We start from the raw sequence: 16,075 nt of genomic DNA, 5'->3' as shown, positions 1-16,075 counted from the left end.
CAGTCGTGAAACGCGTCATCGCCGATGGTAGTGTGGGGTCTCCCCATGTGAGAGTAGGTCATCGCCAGGCACCTAATACGATAGAAGGCCATTCCGTAAGGGGTGGCCTTTTTTCGTATTGGGAAGCGAGACATGCTATGCACTACATATGCACTACAAAGGAGCCATGTGAGTCGTGCGCGACCCCGGCACCCATGTACCGCAGGTACGGCGGGGAGGCGCCGCAGGCGTCCCGCAGGGATCCAAACACCGTGTAGGTCATCGCTGCTTAAACAGGGCGTCTCGATAGGGACATACGAAAAAGCCCCACATCAAGGATGCAGGGCTTTATCTGGAAGCTTGGTGCCCGGAGGCGGAATCGAACCACCGACACGGGGATTTTCAATCCCCTGCTCTACCGACTGAGCTATCCGGGCAATCAGGTTGCGTATTCAAACACTTAGAGCTCATTCGGTCAAGCTAAGGCGTCCCGAAATCTGAGCATTTGCTAAAGGTCAGGCATTAATACCGTAATCCTTACGGTACTGGCGGATAGCGGCAAGTTCCTTCTGCATATCGCCCTTCTCTTCTAGAAACTCGATCAGATCATCCAGTGTAACGATGCTGATCACCGGCATGTTGTAGTCGCGCTCAACTTCCTGGATGGCCGAGAACTCGCCCTTTCCCCGTTCCATGCGATTCAGGGCAATGGCGACAGCAGCAGGCTGGGCGCCGGCGCCGTCGATAATCGCCATCACCTCGCGAATAGCGGTACCGGCGGTGATGACGTCGTCGATGATCAATACCCTGCCTTCAAGCGGCGCGCCGACCAGCGTGCCGCCTTCGCCATGGTCTTTCGCTTCCTTGCGGTTGAAGACGTAGGGCACGTCGCGCTGGTGTTCGGTAGCCAACGCGACCGCTGTTGCCGCCGCCAGCGGGATACCCTTATAAGCTGGGCCGAGCATGACATCGAACTCAATGCCTGAGTCGACGATTGCCGACGCGTAGAACTGCCCGAGCTTGGCCAATGCAGCACCGGTATTGAACAGGCCAGCGTTAAAGAAGTACGGGCTTTTGCGGCCCGATTTCAATGTGAACTCACCAAATCTCAGAACCTCTTGTTCAATGGCGAATTCGATAAAGGCACGCTGATACTCCTGCATAGGGACTCTCCAGTTACGTTTTCCGGCGGGATATACAGGGGCTAATAATACCGTTAATAGCTGTTCACGGCTGCTCTTGAGGCAATTTTCCCTTACATTCTTCCTACTTGCTCTAATCGATGCGTCAAATTGGACTATATGGCTAAAGTGGCATGGAAAAATTTTAAATTTCCGCCCCTTACCGATACAATCGATGTTTCTAATTTTCGTTTCCGGATGCTCGCTCGGGTGAGGCACAAGATACTATGCGCGTGATCACATTCAATACTCAGGGTATTGAACAGGCCGCTGACAAGGGTTTTTTCGACTGGATGGTCAAGCAGGATGCGGATGTCGTCTGCCTGCAGAATCTGAAAGCACGCGAGTATCAGTTGGATGGCGATCGTTATCATCCGGAGGGCTACCATGCCTACTTTTTCGATGCCTTCGACGAAGGCTTCAGTGGTGTGGCGATCTACACACGTCATCTGCCCAAAGCGATCATGACCGGGCTTGGTTTCGAACAGTGCGATTATCAGGGACGTTTCATTCAGGCCGATTTTGATAAGGTCAGTGTTTCGTCACTGACGATCCCCTCTGGACTGAAAAGCGAAGAGGCCCAGGCAGCCAAGCTCGAATATCTCGAACACTTTAAAAACCATCTGAAAAAAACGCTGCGTAAACGTCGCGATTTTATCTTTGCCGGCACCCTTAATATCGCCCATAAGCCGATTGATCTGAGTAACTGGTATGTGAACCAGAAGGTATCCGGTTTCCTCGTCGAGGAGCGTGCATGGATGGACGAAGTCGTCGGCGAGATGGGCTACGTGGATGCGTTTCGCGAGATAAACAAGGCGGAGCGTCAGTACACCTGGTGGCCGGACTACAACCGTGCCTGGACGCTGAATGAGGGTGCGCGCCTTGATTACCAGATCACCACGGCGAATCTGCGCAAGAGCATCAAAGGGGCGCGAATCGACCGTGATCATCGCTTTTCCGAGCACTGCCCGCTGATCATCGATTACGCCGTTGATATTTAAATCGTTTGCGGATCGACAATAAAAAAGAAGCCGGGTGGCTTCTTTTTTATTGGGTAGCGGCTTTGAATCAGCTGTTCAGTGCGCGCGTCTGCAACTGGATCAGCTCCCGAATCCCTTTGTTCGCCAACTCCAGCATCGCGTTGAGCTCATCCTGCGTGTAGGGCACGCCTTCGGCGGTACCCTGGACCTCTACGAAACCGCCGCTGGCCGTCATGATCACATTCATGTCGGTGTGGGCTTTGGAATCTTCGGCGTAATCCAGGTCGAGTACCGGCTGGCCTTCATAGATACCGACGGAGACGGCGGCGAGCTGGTGCTTGATCGGGTCGCCTTTCATAGCCCCGTTTTTGTCCTTCTTGAGGAAGTTCACGGCGTCCTGAAGTGCCACGAAGGCGCCGGTGATCGACGCGGTACGGGTACCTCCGTCGGCCTGGATCACATCGCAATCGATGGTGATGGTATTTTCACCCAGTTTGTTCAGGTCCAGTGCTGCACGCAGCGAACGGCCGATCAACCGCTGGATCTCGACTGTACGGCCGCCCTGTTTGCCGCGCGCGGCTTCGCGGTCGCTGCGGGTATTGGTGGAACGCGGCAGCATGCCGTATTCGGCGGTAACCCAGCCCGATCCTGAACCACGCAGGAAGCGGGGCACACCGCGGTCGACAGTCGCCGTGCAGATTACCTTGGTATCGCCAAATTCGACCAGTACCGAGCCCTCTGCATGTTTGGTGAAATTACGCGTAATGCGTACTTCGCGCATCTGGTCCGGCTGGCGACCGCTCGGACGCAGTTTTTTCAGACCCAGATTCTGCAGCTGTTCGGAGAGTGTGGAGGACATGAAGATACCTTAATAGCGGTTTTCCCCTGGCCGATAGAGGCTCGGCTTTGGGGCTGTTAATATGTGTCGAATCAGAGTCCACAATTTTAATCGAGATCGCACCGTATGACACGTAGCATGACCGCCTTTGCCCGCCAGGAACTGCACCGGGAATGGGGCACACTCACCTGGGAGATCCGCTCGGTCAACCACCGCTACCTCGAGCCGCACCTGCGCCTGCCGGAAAGTCTGCGTGATCTGGAGGGGGCTTTGCGCGAGAAGTTGCGGACGTCGCTGAGCAGGGGCAAGGTGGAGTGCACCCTGCGATTCGTCGCGGAGGCGGGTGCACAGACGCTGAATGTGGATCAGTCTCGGGCGCAGGAGGTGATCGCGGCGGCGACCCAGGTGCGTGCCCTGATGCCTGACTCCGCACCCTTGGATACCTTTCAGGTATTGGGCTGGCCCGGCGTGCTGGTTGAAACCGAACTGGACATGGACAGGATAAAGCGAGAGGCCCTGGCTCTGTTCGATGGCGCGCTTGCCGACCTATCGGCTGGACGAGAGCGTGAAGGCGCAGAGTTGAGCCAACTGATCAGGCAGAGGTTGGACAGTATCTCCGAGATTGTCGCGGAAGTACGTGGGTTGATGCCGAAGATCCTGGCAGCGCAGCGCGAAGCGATGCGCACACGGATCGAAGAGATGAAGGTTGAAGCCGATCCGATGCGTCTGGAGCAGGAGTTGGTGCTGGTGGCGCAGCGCGCTGACGTGGATGAAGAGATGGATCGCCTCGATACCCATGTGCAGGAGGTGCGCCGGGTGCTGGGTCAGAAGGGCCCTATCGGTCGTCGTCTCGATTTCCTGATGCAGGAACTGAACCGGGAGGCCAATACGCTGTCGTCCAAATCGATTGTCGCCAGCACCACGCAACGCGCGGTAGAGTTGAAGGTCTTGATCGAGCAGATGCGCGAGCAGATCCAGAATATCGAATAAACCAAGGCCCGCAACTGCGGGCCTCTTCATGCCGACTTATTCGGACACCGAACTGTCGGCTCTCCAGCCTCCCCCCAGTGCCCGGTACAGGTCCACCTGGGCCTGCATCAGGGCCAGGCGGGCGCTGATACTGGCCTGTTGTGCGGAAACCAGATTACGCTGCGCATCCAGTCGCGTCAGCATGCTGTCGACACCGTTATGGTAGCGCTGATCGGCGATCTCGAAGTAGCGGGCATAGGCGATCTCGGCCCGCTCCTGGGCCGCCAGCTGTGCGGTGTAACCATCACGCTCGGATAGCGCGTTGGAGACCTCGGTAAAGGCGTTTTGTACCGCCTGCTGATAGTTGGTCACGGCAATTTCACGGTCAACCTTGGCGGTTTCGAGCTGCGCATCAAGTCGACCGGCGCTGAAGATCGGCAAATTGAGGCTGGGCATGAACAGCCAGCTTCCGCTACCGGCGGCGAACAGGTCGTTCAGTTCCCGGCTCATCGAGCCCACATTGGTGGTCAGGCTGATGCTGGGGAAAAAGGCCGCACGGGCGGCGCCTATGTCGGCGTCGGCGGCCCTGAGCCGATGTTCGGCCGCGAGCAGATCCGGCCGGCGGGTGAGCAGATCGGAGGGTAGTCCCGGCTCAACGCCGGCAATGGTCGCCACGTCGAGTTTGTCGGCGGGCTGCCAGTCGGACTGCAGTGGGGCGCCGACCAGCAGGGTCAGTGCGTTGCGATCCAGTTCGCTCAGCCGCCGATAGCGGGACAGCGTGACATTGACATCCTCCAGTGCCGCCTGGGCCTGGGACAGCTCTAGCTCGGAGGCGATGCCCAGGTCGAAGCGCTTGCGGACCAGCTCTAGATTATCGGCCTCAATCGTCCGGGTTTGTTCAGACAGCGTCAGCAGTTCACGATCGGCGACCCAGTTCAGATAGGCGTTGGTGACGTTGGCAACCAGTGCAATCTGCGCCGTGCGCAGGCCTTGCTCCCGGGCCAGGTAGCTCTCTAGTGCCTGCTGCTCGAGACTGCGTACCCGGCCGAACAGATCCAGCTCATAGGCGGTGAGGCCTACGTTCGCACTGTAGCTGCTGGAGATACTGTCCTTGCCGTTGGTGTTGGCGGTTTCCGGAACCCGCTGTCGACTGCCGCTGCCTTGTACGGAGATCGACGGCAGCAGCGCCGCGCGCTGGATGCGGTACTGGGCACGGTAACGTTCCACGTTGAGCAGTGCCAGGCGCAGATCCTTGTTGTATTCCAGGGTCTGCTCAATCGCCTGGATCAGGGCGGGGTCGGCAAATACCTCGCGCCATCCGGTATCGGCGGCGCTGAGGCCCTGCTGCCGGGCACCTCGCCAGGTGTTAATGCTTTCCACCTCAGGTTGACGGTAGTCGGGCATCAGTGAGCAGCCGGCCAGCAGCGCCATCGCCAGCGTCAGTGGTAAAAGCTTCATGCCGTCACTCCTTGGGTTTCGACCTGGACAGGTTTGCCCCTGGTCAGGCGTATCACCAGCACATAGAACAGCGGTACGAAAAAGATCGCCAGGAAGGTGGCACTGAGCATGCCGCCGATCACGCCGGTACCGATCGCTTGCCGGCTGGCGGCGCCGGCGCCTGAACTCAATGCCAGCGGCGTGACGCCGAGCACGAACGCCATCGAGGTCATGATGATCGGCCGCAGACGCATGCGGGCGGCTTCCACGGCGGCATCGAACAGATCCATGCCCTGATCGTAGAGCGCCTTGGCAAACTCGACGATCAGGATGGCGTTCTTCGCCGACAGGCCGATAGTGGTCAGCAGACCGACCTGGAAGTACACATCGTTGTCCAGCCCTCGCAACGTGGCGGCTGCCAAGGCGCCGAGTATGCCCAGCGGCACCACCAGGATCACCGAAAATGGCACCGACCAGCTTTCATACAGTGCTGCCAGACAGAGGAATACCACCAGCATCGACAGGGCGTATAGCGCCGGCGCCTGGGATCCTGCCATGCGCTCCTGATAGGACATACCGGTCCACTCGATCGACAGTCCCGGCGGCAGCTTGCTCAACATCTCCTCCATCGCCTGCATCGCATCGCCAGTGCTGTACCCCGGTGCAGCCTGCCCCTGGATATTGACCGCCGGCACACCGTTGTAACGTTCCAGGCGCGGCGAGCCGTAGTCCCAGTAGCTGGTGGCAAAGGCGGAGAAGGGCACCATCTCAGCATCGCCATTACGCACATGCCAGTCGCTCAGGTCGCTCGGCAGCATGCGGTAGGGCGCATCGCCCTGCACATACACCTTTTTCACCCGACCTCGGTCGATGAAGTCGTTGACGTACTTGGACGCCCAGGCGGTGCTCAGGGTGCTGTTCACGTCGTCGATATCCAGACCCATCGCCTTGATCTTTTCGTGGTCGAGCTCGATGCGGAAGATCGGTACATCCTCCATGCCGTTGGGGCGTACGCCGGCGAGGCGAGGATCCTGCGCGGCCATGCCGAGCATCTGGTTGCGTGCGGCGACCAGTGCCTGGTGGCCTATGTTGCCGCGATCCTGAAGCATCAGGTTGAACCCGGATGCGGTGCCCAAGGCCGGGATCGGCGGCAGATTGATCGGGAATACGCGGGCATCGGTGATCTGGCCGAAGGCACCCCAGGCGCGGCCGATAATGGCGTCAACGGACTGGGAGGGTTCGGTACGCTCGTCCCAGGGCTTCAGCTTCATGAAGGCCAGGCCCATGTTTTGCCCCTGTCCGGCAAAGCTGAAACCGGCGACGGTAAACAGCGACTCGATGTTCTCCTCCTGCTCGGCAAAGGCTTCGATCTGCTTCATCACCTCCAGGGTACGGCCCTGGGTTGCGCCCGATGGCAGTTGCACCAGGGTCAGCAGTACACCCTGATCCTCATCCGGCAGAAAGGCGGTCGGCATCTTCACGTAGAGGTAGCCGAGCCCGGCGACCAGAATCAGGTAGACACTGACCATTCGGAGCGGCCGCTTCAGCGTACTGCCGACACCGCGCTGGTAGCCATGAGTGGCGCGAGTAAAGTTACGGTTGAACCAGCCGAATAGGCCGCCGCTATCATGATGACCTGGCTTCGCCGGCTTGAGAATCGTGGCACAGAGTGCCGGTGTCAGGATCAGCGCCACCATCACCGACAGCGCCATGGCCGAGACGATGGTCAGCGAGAACTGGCGATAGATCGCGCCGGTGGAACCGGGGAAGAACGCCATCGGCACGAATACCGCGGACAGCACCAGGCCGATACCGACCAGCGCGCTGGTGATCTGCCCCATCGATTTGCGGGTGGCTTCACGCGGCGGCAGACCATCCTCATGCATGACACGCTCGACGTTCTCTACCACCACGATGGCGTCATCCACCAGCAGGCCGATCGCCAGCACCATACCGAACATGGTCAGGGTGTTGATGCTGTAACCGAACGCGGCCATTACGCCAAAGGTACCGAGCAGTACCACCGGTACCGCGATGGTCGGGATCAGCGTGGCGCGGAAGTTACCCAGGAACAGGTACATGACCAGGAACACCAGCAGGATCGCCTCGCCCAGTGTCTTCACCACCTCGTCGATGGAGATCTCGATGAACGGTGTGGTGTCGTAGGGGATCACCACCTCCATATCGTCCGGAAAGAAGGGCTTCAGCTCCTCGATACGGGCACGCACCGCGGCGGCGGTGTCCAGCGCGTTGGCGCCGCTGGCCAGCTGGATCGCCAGGCCGGCGGCGGGTTTACCGTTGAAGCGGCTGATCACCGAGTAGTCTTCGGCGCCAAGCTCGATCCTGGCAACGTCCTTCAGCCGCACCTGGGATCCATCGGTGTTGACCTTGAGCAGGATCTTTTCGAACTGCTCGGTGCTCTCCAGTCGGGACTGGGAGATGATGGTGGCGTTGAGCTGCTGGTTGCCGAAGGCGGGCAGACCGCCCAGCTGACCGGCGGCGAACTGGTTGTTTTGGGTGGTGATCGCGTTGTTTACATCCAGTGGCGTCAGACCATAGGAAGTCAGCTTTTCCGGCTGCAGCCAGATACGCATGGCGTACTGCCCGCCGAAGATGCGCATGCTGCCGACCCCCTGGGTACGGGACAGCGGATCCTTGAGCTGACTGACCGCGTAATCGGCCATGTCGGCACGGGACAGGGTGCCGTTGGGCGATACCAGACCGATCACCATCAGAAAGCCGGTGTTGGCCTTGGTTACGCTGACCCCCTGCTGCTGTACCGCTTGTGGCAGCAGCGGTTCCGCCTGCGACAGCTTGTTCTGCACCTGAACCTGGGCGATATCCGGATCGGTACCGGCGGTGAAGGTCAGCGAGATCTGTACGCTGCCGGAGGCGCTGCTGTTCGACGACATATAGAGCAAGCCGTCAAGGCCGGTCATCGCCTGCTCGATCACCTGGGTCACGCTGTCTTCCAGTGTCTGTGCCGAGGCGCCCGGGTAGTTGGCCGATATCGCCACCGATGGCGGAGCGATGGTGGGATACTGCTGGATCGGCAGCATGCGGATCGAAAGCAGCCCGGCGAGCATGATCACAATCGCGATCACCCAGGCAAATATCGGCCTGTCGATAAAAAAGCGTGCCATGGGATCTCCTTACTGCGTGGCGGCTGTCGTGGCGGCCTGCTCGCGCGGGGTGACCGTAGCGCCTGCGCTGACCTTCTGCAGCCCGCCGATAATCAGCTTGTCACCGGCGGACAGGCCCGAGAGCACGAGCCAGCGATCGGCAATCGCTCTGCCCAACTCGACCGGACGGGACTCAACCCGGTTGTCGGCGTTGACCACCAGCGCCTGTGCTGCGCCATTGGGCAGGCGGGTGATACCCTGCTGGGGTGCCAGAATGGCGGTGTCGAGGTGCTCAACCACGACGTTGGCACGGACAAACATACCCGGTAGCAGCAGCTCCTGGCTGTTGTCGAACTGGGCGCGGACATTGACCGTCCCGGTACCCTCATCGACGCTGCTTTCGGAGAACTTCAGCGTGCCGGTTTCGTCGAGCAGACTGCCATCCTCGAGCCGCAGCTGGACATCGGCGGTGAGATCCTCGCCGCTGCGCTTCATCTTCATCACCGAGCTTGCCGGCTGGCGGATATCCACGTAGACCGGCGACAACTGACGAATGGTGGCAAGCGCACTGCTTTGCGCCGCCGATACCAGGGCACCTTCGGTCACGCTGGAGCGGCTGATGATGCCGGAGATCGGTGCGGTGATACGGGTGTAATCCAGATTGATCCTGGCACTCTGCACCGAGGCCTTGGCCGCCTGGATCTGCGCCTGCGCCTGCTTCCAGGCGGCTTCGGCATTGTCCGCCTCCTGGCGGCTGACGGCTGAGCTTTTGACCAGTTCGCGATAACGCTCGGCCAGCAGTCGAGCGCTTTGTGCGTTGGCTTCAGCCAGGGCCAGCTCGCTTTCGGCACTGGCCAGCTCGGCCTTATAGAGGGACGGGTCTATCTGATAGAGCAGATCGCCGGCCGCGACATGGGAGCCCTCTTCGAATTTGCGCGCCAGAATGATGCCGCCGACCTGGGGCCGGATCTCGGCGCTGCGATAAGCGGCAACGCGACCGGCGTAGCTTTCGGTGATATCGACCGGTACGCTTTCCAGTGTTACCACATCCACGGCTGCCGGCGGGCGGTTGGCCGTGCTGCTCTGGTCACTGCTGTCCTGGCATCCGGCCAGGCCCAACATCAGTCCGCCGATGACAAGCCCTGCAGGCCAGCGGCGTAGCGAAGCGATAGTTCTTCCCATGATCTCCCCACGTAACTCAAGACGGTGTAGCGAAGCGACGGCGGCTCCTGTTGTGGCTGCACGTCGTGACGAATAGCGCTCTATTTGATAACCAGTTTACATACGTTCGCGTTTGTATGTAAGCTATCGATACAAAACTTAACAATAGAGTCAGAAATTGCGCAGGACAAAAGAGGAGGCGGAAGCAACCCGCCTCTGCATCATGAAAAAGGCACTAGGGCTGTTTGCGGAAAAGGGGATAGCCGCAACCAGCCTGGCCGATATTGCCCAGGCGGCCGGTGTTACCCGTGGAGCCATCTACTGGCACTTCAAGAACAAGTGGGATCTGTTCGATGGCCTGTGGGAGCACTACTCGAGTCCTTTGATGGTGGTAGGGGATGCCAGCCTCTCAGATGAAGAGTCGGATCCGCTGGGCAAGTTCGTCGAGCTGTTGAGGCTGCTGCTGGTCAGTGCCGAACGGGATGAGGATTTGAGCCGTCTGATCAAGCTCTACATGCGTGAGACTGCAGTGCTCTCCAGCGATGAGTTGCCGATGCATATGCAAGCGCTCGAACGGGAGCTGCATGCGCGCCGTGTGCGCACCCTGGAAAACGCGGTGCGGAAGGGGCAGTTGCCCCGCGACCTCGATGTGGAGGCCGGTTCGTTGCTGGTCAAGGTCATGGTCGACGGTCTGATCATCAGCTGGCTCAGGAGCCCAGACTGTTTTTCCCTGAGTGAGCGGGCCGGTCAGTTTATCGAGTCGATCGTAGCAGTGCTGCAGCACGGTGCACGCAAACGTGTCTAATTGATTACAGAACGTACTAAAAGGCGTGGAATCGTTGGGGTTTTAGGGTATGTTTAACGTCTAAAAAACATCCCCGACTGGAGTTCCGCGCAATGCCGTATCGAGCTGGTATAGCGGCGCTGCTGACGCTGCTGCTATCTCCCTACACGATGGCTGAAAAGCTGACCCTGCTGAACTGGGAGGCCTACCTCGACCCGGATGTGATCGCGATGTGGCAGGCGGAAACCGGCGTCGAGATAGAACAGATTTACTTCGACAACGACGAACGCCGAGACCGGATGATGGTGGATGCCGGGCGCCACCATATCGATCTGGTCGTGCTCGACGAGGTGGCTTCACGTCTGTTTGGTGAACGTGGTGTCTCCTTCGCTCCTACCACTGCTCAGGCGCCGAATCTACGGCATCTGGATCCTCGCTTTACGGACCAGTGCGGCAAGCACAGCGTGCCCTACATGTGGGGCTCCCTGGGTATCGCCTATCGCAACGATAAAGTAGGTACGACACCGGTCAGCTGGTCCGATCTGATGAGGCCTGCGCCGGAGCTGGTCGGGCATATCGGTATGCTTGATGACGGCGCGGATATGCTGGCACCGGCGTTGTTGATGCATGGTCAATCGGTTAACAGCGACTCGCGCGAGGCATTGCAAGCCGCGTTTGAGGATCTCAAGCAGCAGGTGCCTGCGGTGCTGACCTATGACTATGCAATCACCTATCTGCAGAGTGACACCAACGCCGACCAGCTGTATATGGCGCTGGTATACAGCGGTGACCAGGACACGCTGAACGAGGTTCAGGGCAGCGAGCACTGGCAGTATGTGGTGCCGAGCGAGGGCACCATTCTCTGGGCGGATTGTCTTGCGGTGCTGCAGGGCTCGGACAAACAGGAGCTGGCGATCCGCTTTATCGATTTCCTCAATCGCCCGGAGATAGCGGCGCGCAATGCACAATCGGTGTGGGTTGCGACGCCCAACACAGCCGCTTACCCACTGCTGGACGAGGAGTTCAGTCAGGACCCAACCGTATACCCTTCTGCAGACGTGATGGCGAAGAGCCAGCTGTACGGCGTGCTGAGTGACGAAAACCTGATGCTGCGCAAGCGTATCACCAGTGCGATAAGGAAGCTGCATGACGCTAAGTAGGCGTGCTGCGCTGCTGATTGTCCCGGTGCTGCTGGCGGGATATCTGCTGGTGGCGCTGGCCGTTTACTATGTCGAGCGCTCCTCCATCGAACGCCTTGAGCAGGCGCGGCTGAACAATCAGCTGACCGAGCTGCGCGCCACCTTTTCCGTTTACTCCTCCTTTGCCGACAGTTATCTGTTTGCGATCAGCGAGTCGGAGGCGCTCCACCGTTTTCTGCAGGAGACCGACGATCGCTACCGCAAGCGTGCGCTTGGCGGACGGCTGGAGGATGCATTCGGTAATCTGACCGACTCCCGCTCCGGCTATATCTCCTTTGCCCTGATCGAGCCCAATGGCCAGCCGGCGTATTTCTTTGCCAGCAGTGACAACCCGTTTCGCGATATTTCAGCCGAGGAGCTGGCCTTTGCCAACAGCGCTTTCCGCGACCGTTCACTCTCTGGCATCAGCGTTGTCCAGCTGGACTCGGGATCGTCGCTGTTGATTCAGCACCGGTTGTTGGATACGCGGACCCTGGCTACGCCGCTACCCAACCATCTGCAACAGAGTGTGGTGGTGCAGGTGGCGATCGAGCTGACGACATTCGATGCCCAGGTCAGACGTCTGGAGGATGCCTATGGTACACGGGTTGAATACAGCCAAGAGGCCAGGACTGATGCGAACGGCTGGGGAGGCAATATACGCCTGCTGCCCGATCTCTACCTGCGTTTGCAGCCTGATCCCCGTTTTATCGCCGAACAGTTACGCAGCATGCAGCATAGCCTGAGCATCGGTGCCCTGCTGGTCTGCGCGATCAGTGCCGGACTGTTGATGTGGTTGATTCGTCGCTATATCACGCTGCCGGTGCATACGCTGGAGCGTCAGCTCAACGAGGTGATGCACGGTATGAACGACCGCATAGCCTATTCCGGGCAGGATGAGATCGGGCGTCTGGCGCGGCAGTTTCAGCAGCTGTACGGTCAGCTTGATGAGGCCTATCGACGCTCCCGTCAGCTCGCCGAGCAGGACTCGTTAACCGGTCTGCCCAACCGTAACCGCTTTAATGAACTGGCGGTACGCGAGCTCAAACTGGCTGCAGAGCGGCAACTGCCGGTTGGCTTGCTCTATATCGATCTGGACCATTTCAAGTTCGTTAACGACAAGTATGGCCACAGTGTCGGTGACTCGTTGCTGAAGTCCTTTGCCCATCGCGCCAGTGCGTTGATTCAGCATGAGTGTAACCGCTCACCCCGGTGTGGACAGGCGGTTCTGGCCCGTCTGGCGGGTGACGAGTTTGCCGTGCTGCTTTACGGCTACAGGGATGCCGGTCAGCCGGAGCATCTGGCCAATCGCTTGCTTGGCCTGGTGCGCGACGGCTATCAGTTTGAGCTGGGTAGCTATCCGGTTACGCTCAGTATCGGTATCGCCTGCTGTCCCGAGGATGGGCACAACATCACCCAGTTGATCTCCAATGCCGATACCGCCATGTATCAGGCCAAGCATGGCGGCAAGAACCGGGTGGCCTTCTACTCCCAGGAGCTGGCGCGCAAGGCGCGTCGCGAGCTTGAGATCGAGCACCAGCTCAAGGTGATCGATTTCGATCGTGAACTGTACCTGACCTATATGCCGATCCTGGACGCCAAGGGCCGGATCGATGGCTGTGAAGCGCTACTGCGCTGGGAATCGCCCACCCTGGGCCGGGTAACGCCGGACAGCTTTATCCCGATCGCCGAGCGCACCGGGCTGTATGGCCTGATCGATCGCTGGGTGGTGCAGAGATCCTTTACCGATCTGCCGAGACTACGCCAGATACTGGGTAGCGGCATGACGCTGTCGATCAACCTCTCCTCGGCAGAGCTGACCGTGCCTGACTTTGACCTGTACTTACAGGAACAGTTGATGCGGGCTGGCGTCGAGGCCGGTAGCATCGAGGTCGAGATGACCGAAACCTTCGGTGTGGAGTCTTCGGTGCAGCGTAACGAGATGCTGGGGCGACTGCGGGGTTTGGGGCTGCAGATTGCCATCGATGATTTCGGTACCGGTTACACCTCGATGATGCAGATGGTGGAGTATCCGGTGGACAAGGTGAAGCTGGACCGCAGCTTTATCGAGCGGCTGATCGAGCCTGCCAACCAACGGCTGTTGGCACCGATCATCTCCCTCTGCCATGCCCGCGGGTTGCGGGTGACGGCGGAGGGGGTTGAAACCGAACTCCAGGCGAAGCGGCTGATCGCCGCCGGGTGCGACTGCCTACAGGGGTATCTCTTCGGACGACCGATGCGATTGGAGGAGCTCGAGAGCTGGATAGTTGAGCGTATGGCGGTCAAAAACGATACCGGGCAGGCGGTGAAATGATGCCCTGCGGGGCAGACAAGCGGGTATCCGTGGGTATACTAACGCGGACGGAGTTCCGAATAACAGCAAGTAAACGAGGTATCGACAGTGGGTGCAGTGGATCAGGGGATGGTTGAAGAAGCTGAAGACCTTCAGGTGCTGATGGCGCGCCAGCCAATCTATACCAAGAGTCAAGATGTTACTGCGTTTGAGCTGCTGTTCCGCGACTCCGAGGGCAAGTTTGTCGATGGCCTCAAGGATAAGGAGGCGACACTCGGTGTGCTGATGGGGGCCTACTCCAGCATCAGCAGGGGGGGCGAGGTGCAGAATGTACCCTGCTTCCTGAAGGTGACTGACAGCTTCCTGCTCGATAATGAGATGCCGGACCTGCCGCGGCAGAGCTTCATCATCGAGATTCTGGGGCACTCCAAGATTTCACCGGCGTTGATCGAGCGGGTCAAGAGCTTGGCCAACGACGGCTACCGCCTGGCGCTGGCCGATTACAACCCCACCGACCCGCGCTTCGGGCCGCTGCTCAATGTGGTACACGTGCTCAAGCTCGATATCCAGAAGCTTGGCATGAAGAATGTACAGACCCTGGTGCAGAAGCTGCGCCCGTTCCAGCTTGAACTGCTGGCGGACAAGGTGGAGACCAAGGAGGAGTTCAGAAGCTGTCTGGAGATGGGGTTCGAGCTCTACATGGGCTATTTCCTGAGCAAGCCAGAACCGGTTAAGGGCAGGAAGATAAGCGGCAATAAGGTGCTGCTGATCCAGCTGCTGACCGAGCTGCAGAAACCGAATGCGACGGCCCAGTCGGTGGAGGAGATCGCGCTCAACGATCCGGCCCTGACCTTCAAGATTCTCAAGGTGGTCAACTCCGCCGCGTTCAATCTGCGCCGGGAGATCACTTCGCTGTCCCATGCCATCGCGATGCTGGGTATGGATCAGGTCCGGCGCTGGGTGATGCTGTTTCTGGCCAACAGCAATGGCGACAAGCCGGACGATCTGACCCGCAACATGCTGCAGCGTGGGCGCATGTGTGAGCTGCTCGCGGAGATGACCGGACGGCCTGAGCCGATCAACCATTTCATCGTCGGGCTGCTGTCCCAGCTCGACGTGATGATGGATATGGATATGTCGGAGCTGATGGATCAGGTGCCGCTGCACCACGATATCAAGGCGGCGCTGATCAACCGCGATGGCTCCTATGGCGAGGTGCTGCAGGAGGTGGAGCATTACGAGCGGGGCGAATTCGAACACCTGCGCAAGATGCTCGATCGGCACTTCTACGAGGTCTCCTATCGGCATAGCCTGAGCTGGGCGACCCAGGTGATGCAGGCACTGCAGAGCGCCGCGTGAGCGGACTGCTGCCGCCGGAACTGGCGGTCGCAGAAGCGCTGTTTCTCATTCTGATCGCCGGATTCACCTCGATGCTGACCGCCGCCATGGGCATAGGCGGTGGTCTGCTGTTGCTGGCCGTGATGGGGCAGATGGTGCCGCTGAACGCGCTGATCCCGGTGCACGGACTGGTGCAACTGGGCTCCAATGCCAACCGCGCGCTGATGATGCGCCGGCATATCGACTGGCGTATGGCCGGCCTGTTCGCCGCCGGTGCCGTCCCCGGTGCGCTACTGGCTTCGATGGTGGTGGTCCAGTTACCCCTGGCGACAATTCAGCTCTGCATCGGCCTGTTCATCCTCTGGCTGGTCTGGGGACCGAAGCTCGGCAAGCATGAGCTGTCGCGCTGGAGCCTGATGCTGATGGGTGGGCTGACCACCGTGCTGACCCTGTTCGTCGGTGCCACCGGGCCGCTGGTCGGTGCCTTTATTCACCGCAACAGTTTCGATCGCTTTCGCACCGTCGGCACCTTTGCCACCTGTCTGTCGATACAGCACCTGCTCAAGGCCGCGGTGTTCTCGTTCATCGGTTTCAGTTTTATCGACTGGCTGGGGATGTCGTTGGTGATGATCGCCAGCGGTGCGCTGGGCACCTGGATCGGTCTGCATCTGCTGAAAAAGATCCCCGCCGAGCGCTTTGGCCTGATCTTCAAGACGCTGGTTACATCGCTGGCGCTACGCATGTTGTGGTTAGCGGGAGTAGCGCTGAATGCGGGGTGAGTGGCTCTGAGATACGGGCCAGCCCTAGCGTTTCCG

12 protein-coding genes and 1 tRNA gene are annotated in these 16,075 nt (G+C 59.5%); 7 read left to right on the top strand and 6 right to left on the bottom strand.

Features of this window, described 5'->3' with window-relative positions; genetic code table 11:
- Positions 1–340: 340 nt before the first annotated feature.
- Both KQ940_RS21535 and pyrE read right to left on the bottom strand, forming a co-directional pair.
- Positions 341–416, bottom strand: a tRNA-Phe gene (locus tag KQ940_RS21535).
- A 78-nt stretch (positions 417–494) separates the two neighbouring features.
- Positions 495–1,142 carry an orotate phosphoribosyltransferase gene (pyrE, locus tag KQ940_RS21530; RefSeq protein WP_217416709.1) on the bottom strand — a complete coding sequence of 216 codons (648 nt, stop codon included), beginning with the start codon at positions 1,140–1,142 and terminating at the stop codon, positions 495–497.
- Positions 1,143–1,387: 245 nt separating this feature from the next.
- On the opposite strand from pyrE, the gene KQ940_RS21525 reads away from it, so the two are divergent.
- A complete protein-coding gene (locus tag KQ940_RS21525; RefSeq protein WP_217416708.1) occupies positions 1,388–2,161 on the top strand; it encodes an exodeoxyribonuclease III in 774 nt (257 codons plus the stop codon).
- 67 nt (positions 2,162–2,228) lie between these two features.
- Here KQ940_RS21525 and rph read toward each other — a convergent pair whose 3' ends face one another.
- Positions 2,229–2,999, bottom strand: coding sequence for a ribonuclease PH (rph, locus tag KQ940_RS21520; protein WP_281419305.1), 771 nt, complete (start codon positions 2,997–2,999; stop codon positions 2,229–2,231).
- A gap of 105 nt (positions 3,000–3,104) precedes the next feature.
- Here rph and KQ940_RS21515 point away from each other — a divergent pair, with 105 nt between their 5' ends.
- Entirely contained in the window at positions 3,105–3,968 is an 864-nt protein-coding gene (locus KQ940_RS21515) for a YicC/YloC family endoribonuclease (RefSeq protein WP_217416707.1), read from the top strand.
- Positions 3,969–4,004: 36 nt separating this feature from the next.
- On the opposite strand, the gene KQ940_RS21510 is transcribed toward KQ940_RS21515, so the two are convergent.
- Genes KQ940_RS21510 through KQ940_RS21500 form a run of 3 tightly spaced genes read right to left on the bottom strand, consistent with a single transcriptional unit; the run spans position 4,005 to position 9,688 of the window.
- Positions 4,005–5,405, bottom strand: a complete 1,401-nt coding sequence (locus tag KQ940_RS21510) for an efflux transporter outer membrane subunit (RefSeq protein WP_217416706.1) — start codon at positions 5,403–5,405, stop codon at positions 4,005–4,007.
- Positions 5,402–8,527 (bottom strand): efflux RND transporter permease subunit, encoded by a 3,126-nt coding sequence (locus KQ940_RS21505; RefSeq protein ID WP_217416705.1) that lies wholly within the window; start codon positions 8,525–8,527, stop codon positions 5,402–5,404. Before KQ940_RS21505 ends, KQ940_RS21510 begins: the two co-directional genes overlap by 4 nt.
- 9 nt (positions 8,528–8,536) lie before the next feature.
- Positions 8,537–9,688, bottom strand: coding sequence for an efflux RND transporter periplasmic adaptor subunit (locus KQ940_RS21500; protein ID WP_246590242.1), 1,152 nt, complete (start codon positions 9,686–9,688; stop codon positions 8,537–8,539).
- Positions 9,689–9,890: 202 nt separating this feature from the next.
- On the opposite strand from KQ940_RS21500, the gene KQ940_RS21495 reads away from it, so the two are divergent.
- The 5 genes from KQ940_RS21495 to KQ940_RS21475 all read left to right on the top strand — a co-directional run bounded on the left by KQ940_RS21495 (position 9,891) and on the right by KQ940_RS21475 (position 16,039).
- Positions 9,891–10,472, top strand: coding sequence for a TetR family transcriptional regulator (locus tag KQ940_RS21495; protein ID WP_217416704.1), 582 nt, complete (start codon positions 9,891–9,893; stop codon positions 10,470–10,472).
- A gap of 92 nt (positions 10,473–10,564) precedes the next feature.
- A complete protein-coding gene (locus KQ940_RS21490) occupies positions 10,565–11,611 on the top strand; it encodes a polyamine ABC transporter substrate-binding protein (protein ID WP_217416703.1) in 1,047 nt (348 codons plus the stop codon).
- A complete protein-coding gene (locus KQ940_RS21485; RefSeq protein WP_217416702.1) occupies positions 11,598–13,943 on the top strand; it encodes a putative bifunctional diguanylate cyclase/phosphodiesterase in 2,346 nt (781 codons plus the stop codon). Before KQ940_RS21490 ends, KQ940_RS21485 begins: the two co-directional genes overlap by 14 nt.
- Before the next feature lie 108 nt (positions 13,944–14,051).
- Positions 14,052–15,281 (top strand): EAL and HDOD domain-containing protein, encoded by a 1,230-nt coding sequence (locus KQ940_RS21480; RefSeq protein WP_217416701.1) that lies wholly within the window; start codon positions 14,052–14,054, stop codon positions 15,279–15,281.
- Complete coding sequence (locus tag KQ940_RS21475; protein ID WP_343222703.1) at positions 15,278–16,039, top strand: sulfite exporter TauE/SafE family protein; 762 nt, start codon at positions 15,278–15,280, stop codon at positions 16,037–16,039. Before KQ940_RS21480 ends, KQ940_RS21475 begins: the two co-directional genes overlap by 4 nt.
- The last annotated feature ends 36 nt before the right edge of the window (positions 16,040–16,075 follow it).

This window comes from Marinobacterium ramblicola (assembly GCF_019084545.1).
In the GTDB taxonomy this organism is placed as follows: domain Bacteria; phylum Pseudomonadota; class Gammaproteobacteria; order Pseudomonadales; family Balneatricaceae; genus Marinobacterium_D; species Marinobacterium_D ramblicola.
This window is presented reverse-complemented; position numbering and strand designations above follow the sequence as displayed.

What these genes read in the sequence shown, in the direction of transcription:
- pyrE (WP_217416709.1), bottom strand. Translation starts at nt 1,142, where the DNA reads ATGCAGGAGTATCAGCGTGCCTTTATCGAATTCGCCATTGAACAAGAG.
- KQ940_RS21525 (WP_217416708.1), top strand. Translation starts at nt 1,388, where the DNA reads ATGCGCGTGATCACATTCAATACTCAGGGTATTGAACAGGCCGCTGAC.
- rph (WP_281419305.1), bottom strand. Translation starts at nt 2,999, where the DNA reads ATGTCCTCCACACTCTCCGAACAGCTGCAGAATCTGGGTCTGAAAAAA.
- KQ940_RS21515 (WP_217416707.1), top strand. Translation starts at nt 3,105, where the DNA reads ATGACACGTAGCATGACCGCCTTTGCCCGCCAGGAACTGCACCGGGAA.
- KQ940_RS21510 (WP_217416706.1), bottom strand. Translation starts at nt 5,405, where the DNA reads ATGAAGCTTTTACCACTGACGCTGGCGATGGCGCTGCTGGCCGGCTGC.
- KQ940_RS21505 (WP_217416705.1), bottom strand. Translation starts at nt 8,527, where the DNA reads ATGGCACGCTTTTTTATCGACAGGCCGATATTTGCCTGGGTGATCGCG.
- KQ940_RS21500 (WP_246590242.1), bottom strand. Translation starts at nt 9,688, where the DNA reads ATGGGAAGAACTATCGCTTCGCTACGCCGCTGGCCTGCAGGGCTTGTC.
- KQ940_RS21495 (WP_217416704.1), top strand. Translation starts at nt 9,891, where the DNA reads ATGAAAAAGGCACTAGGGCTGTTTGCGGAAAAGGGGATAGCCGCAACC.
- KQ940_RS21490 (WP_217416703.1), top strand. Translation starts at nt 10,565, where the DNA reads ATGCCGTATCGAGCTGGTATAGCGGCGCTGCTGACGCTGCTGCTATCT.
- KQ940_RS21485 (WP_217416702.1), top strand. Translation starts at nt 11,598, where the DNA reads ATGACGCTAAGTAGGCGTGCTGCGCTGCTGATTGTCCCGGTGCTGCTG.
- KQ940_RS21480 (WP_217416701.1), top strand. Translation starts at nt 14,052, where the DNA reads ATGGTTGAAGAAGCTGAAGACCTTCAGGTGCTGATGGCGCGCCAGCCA.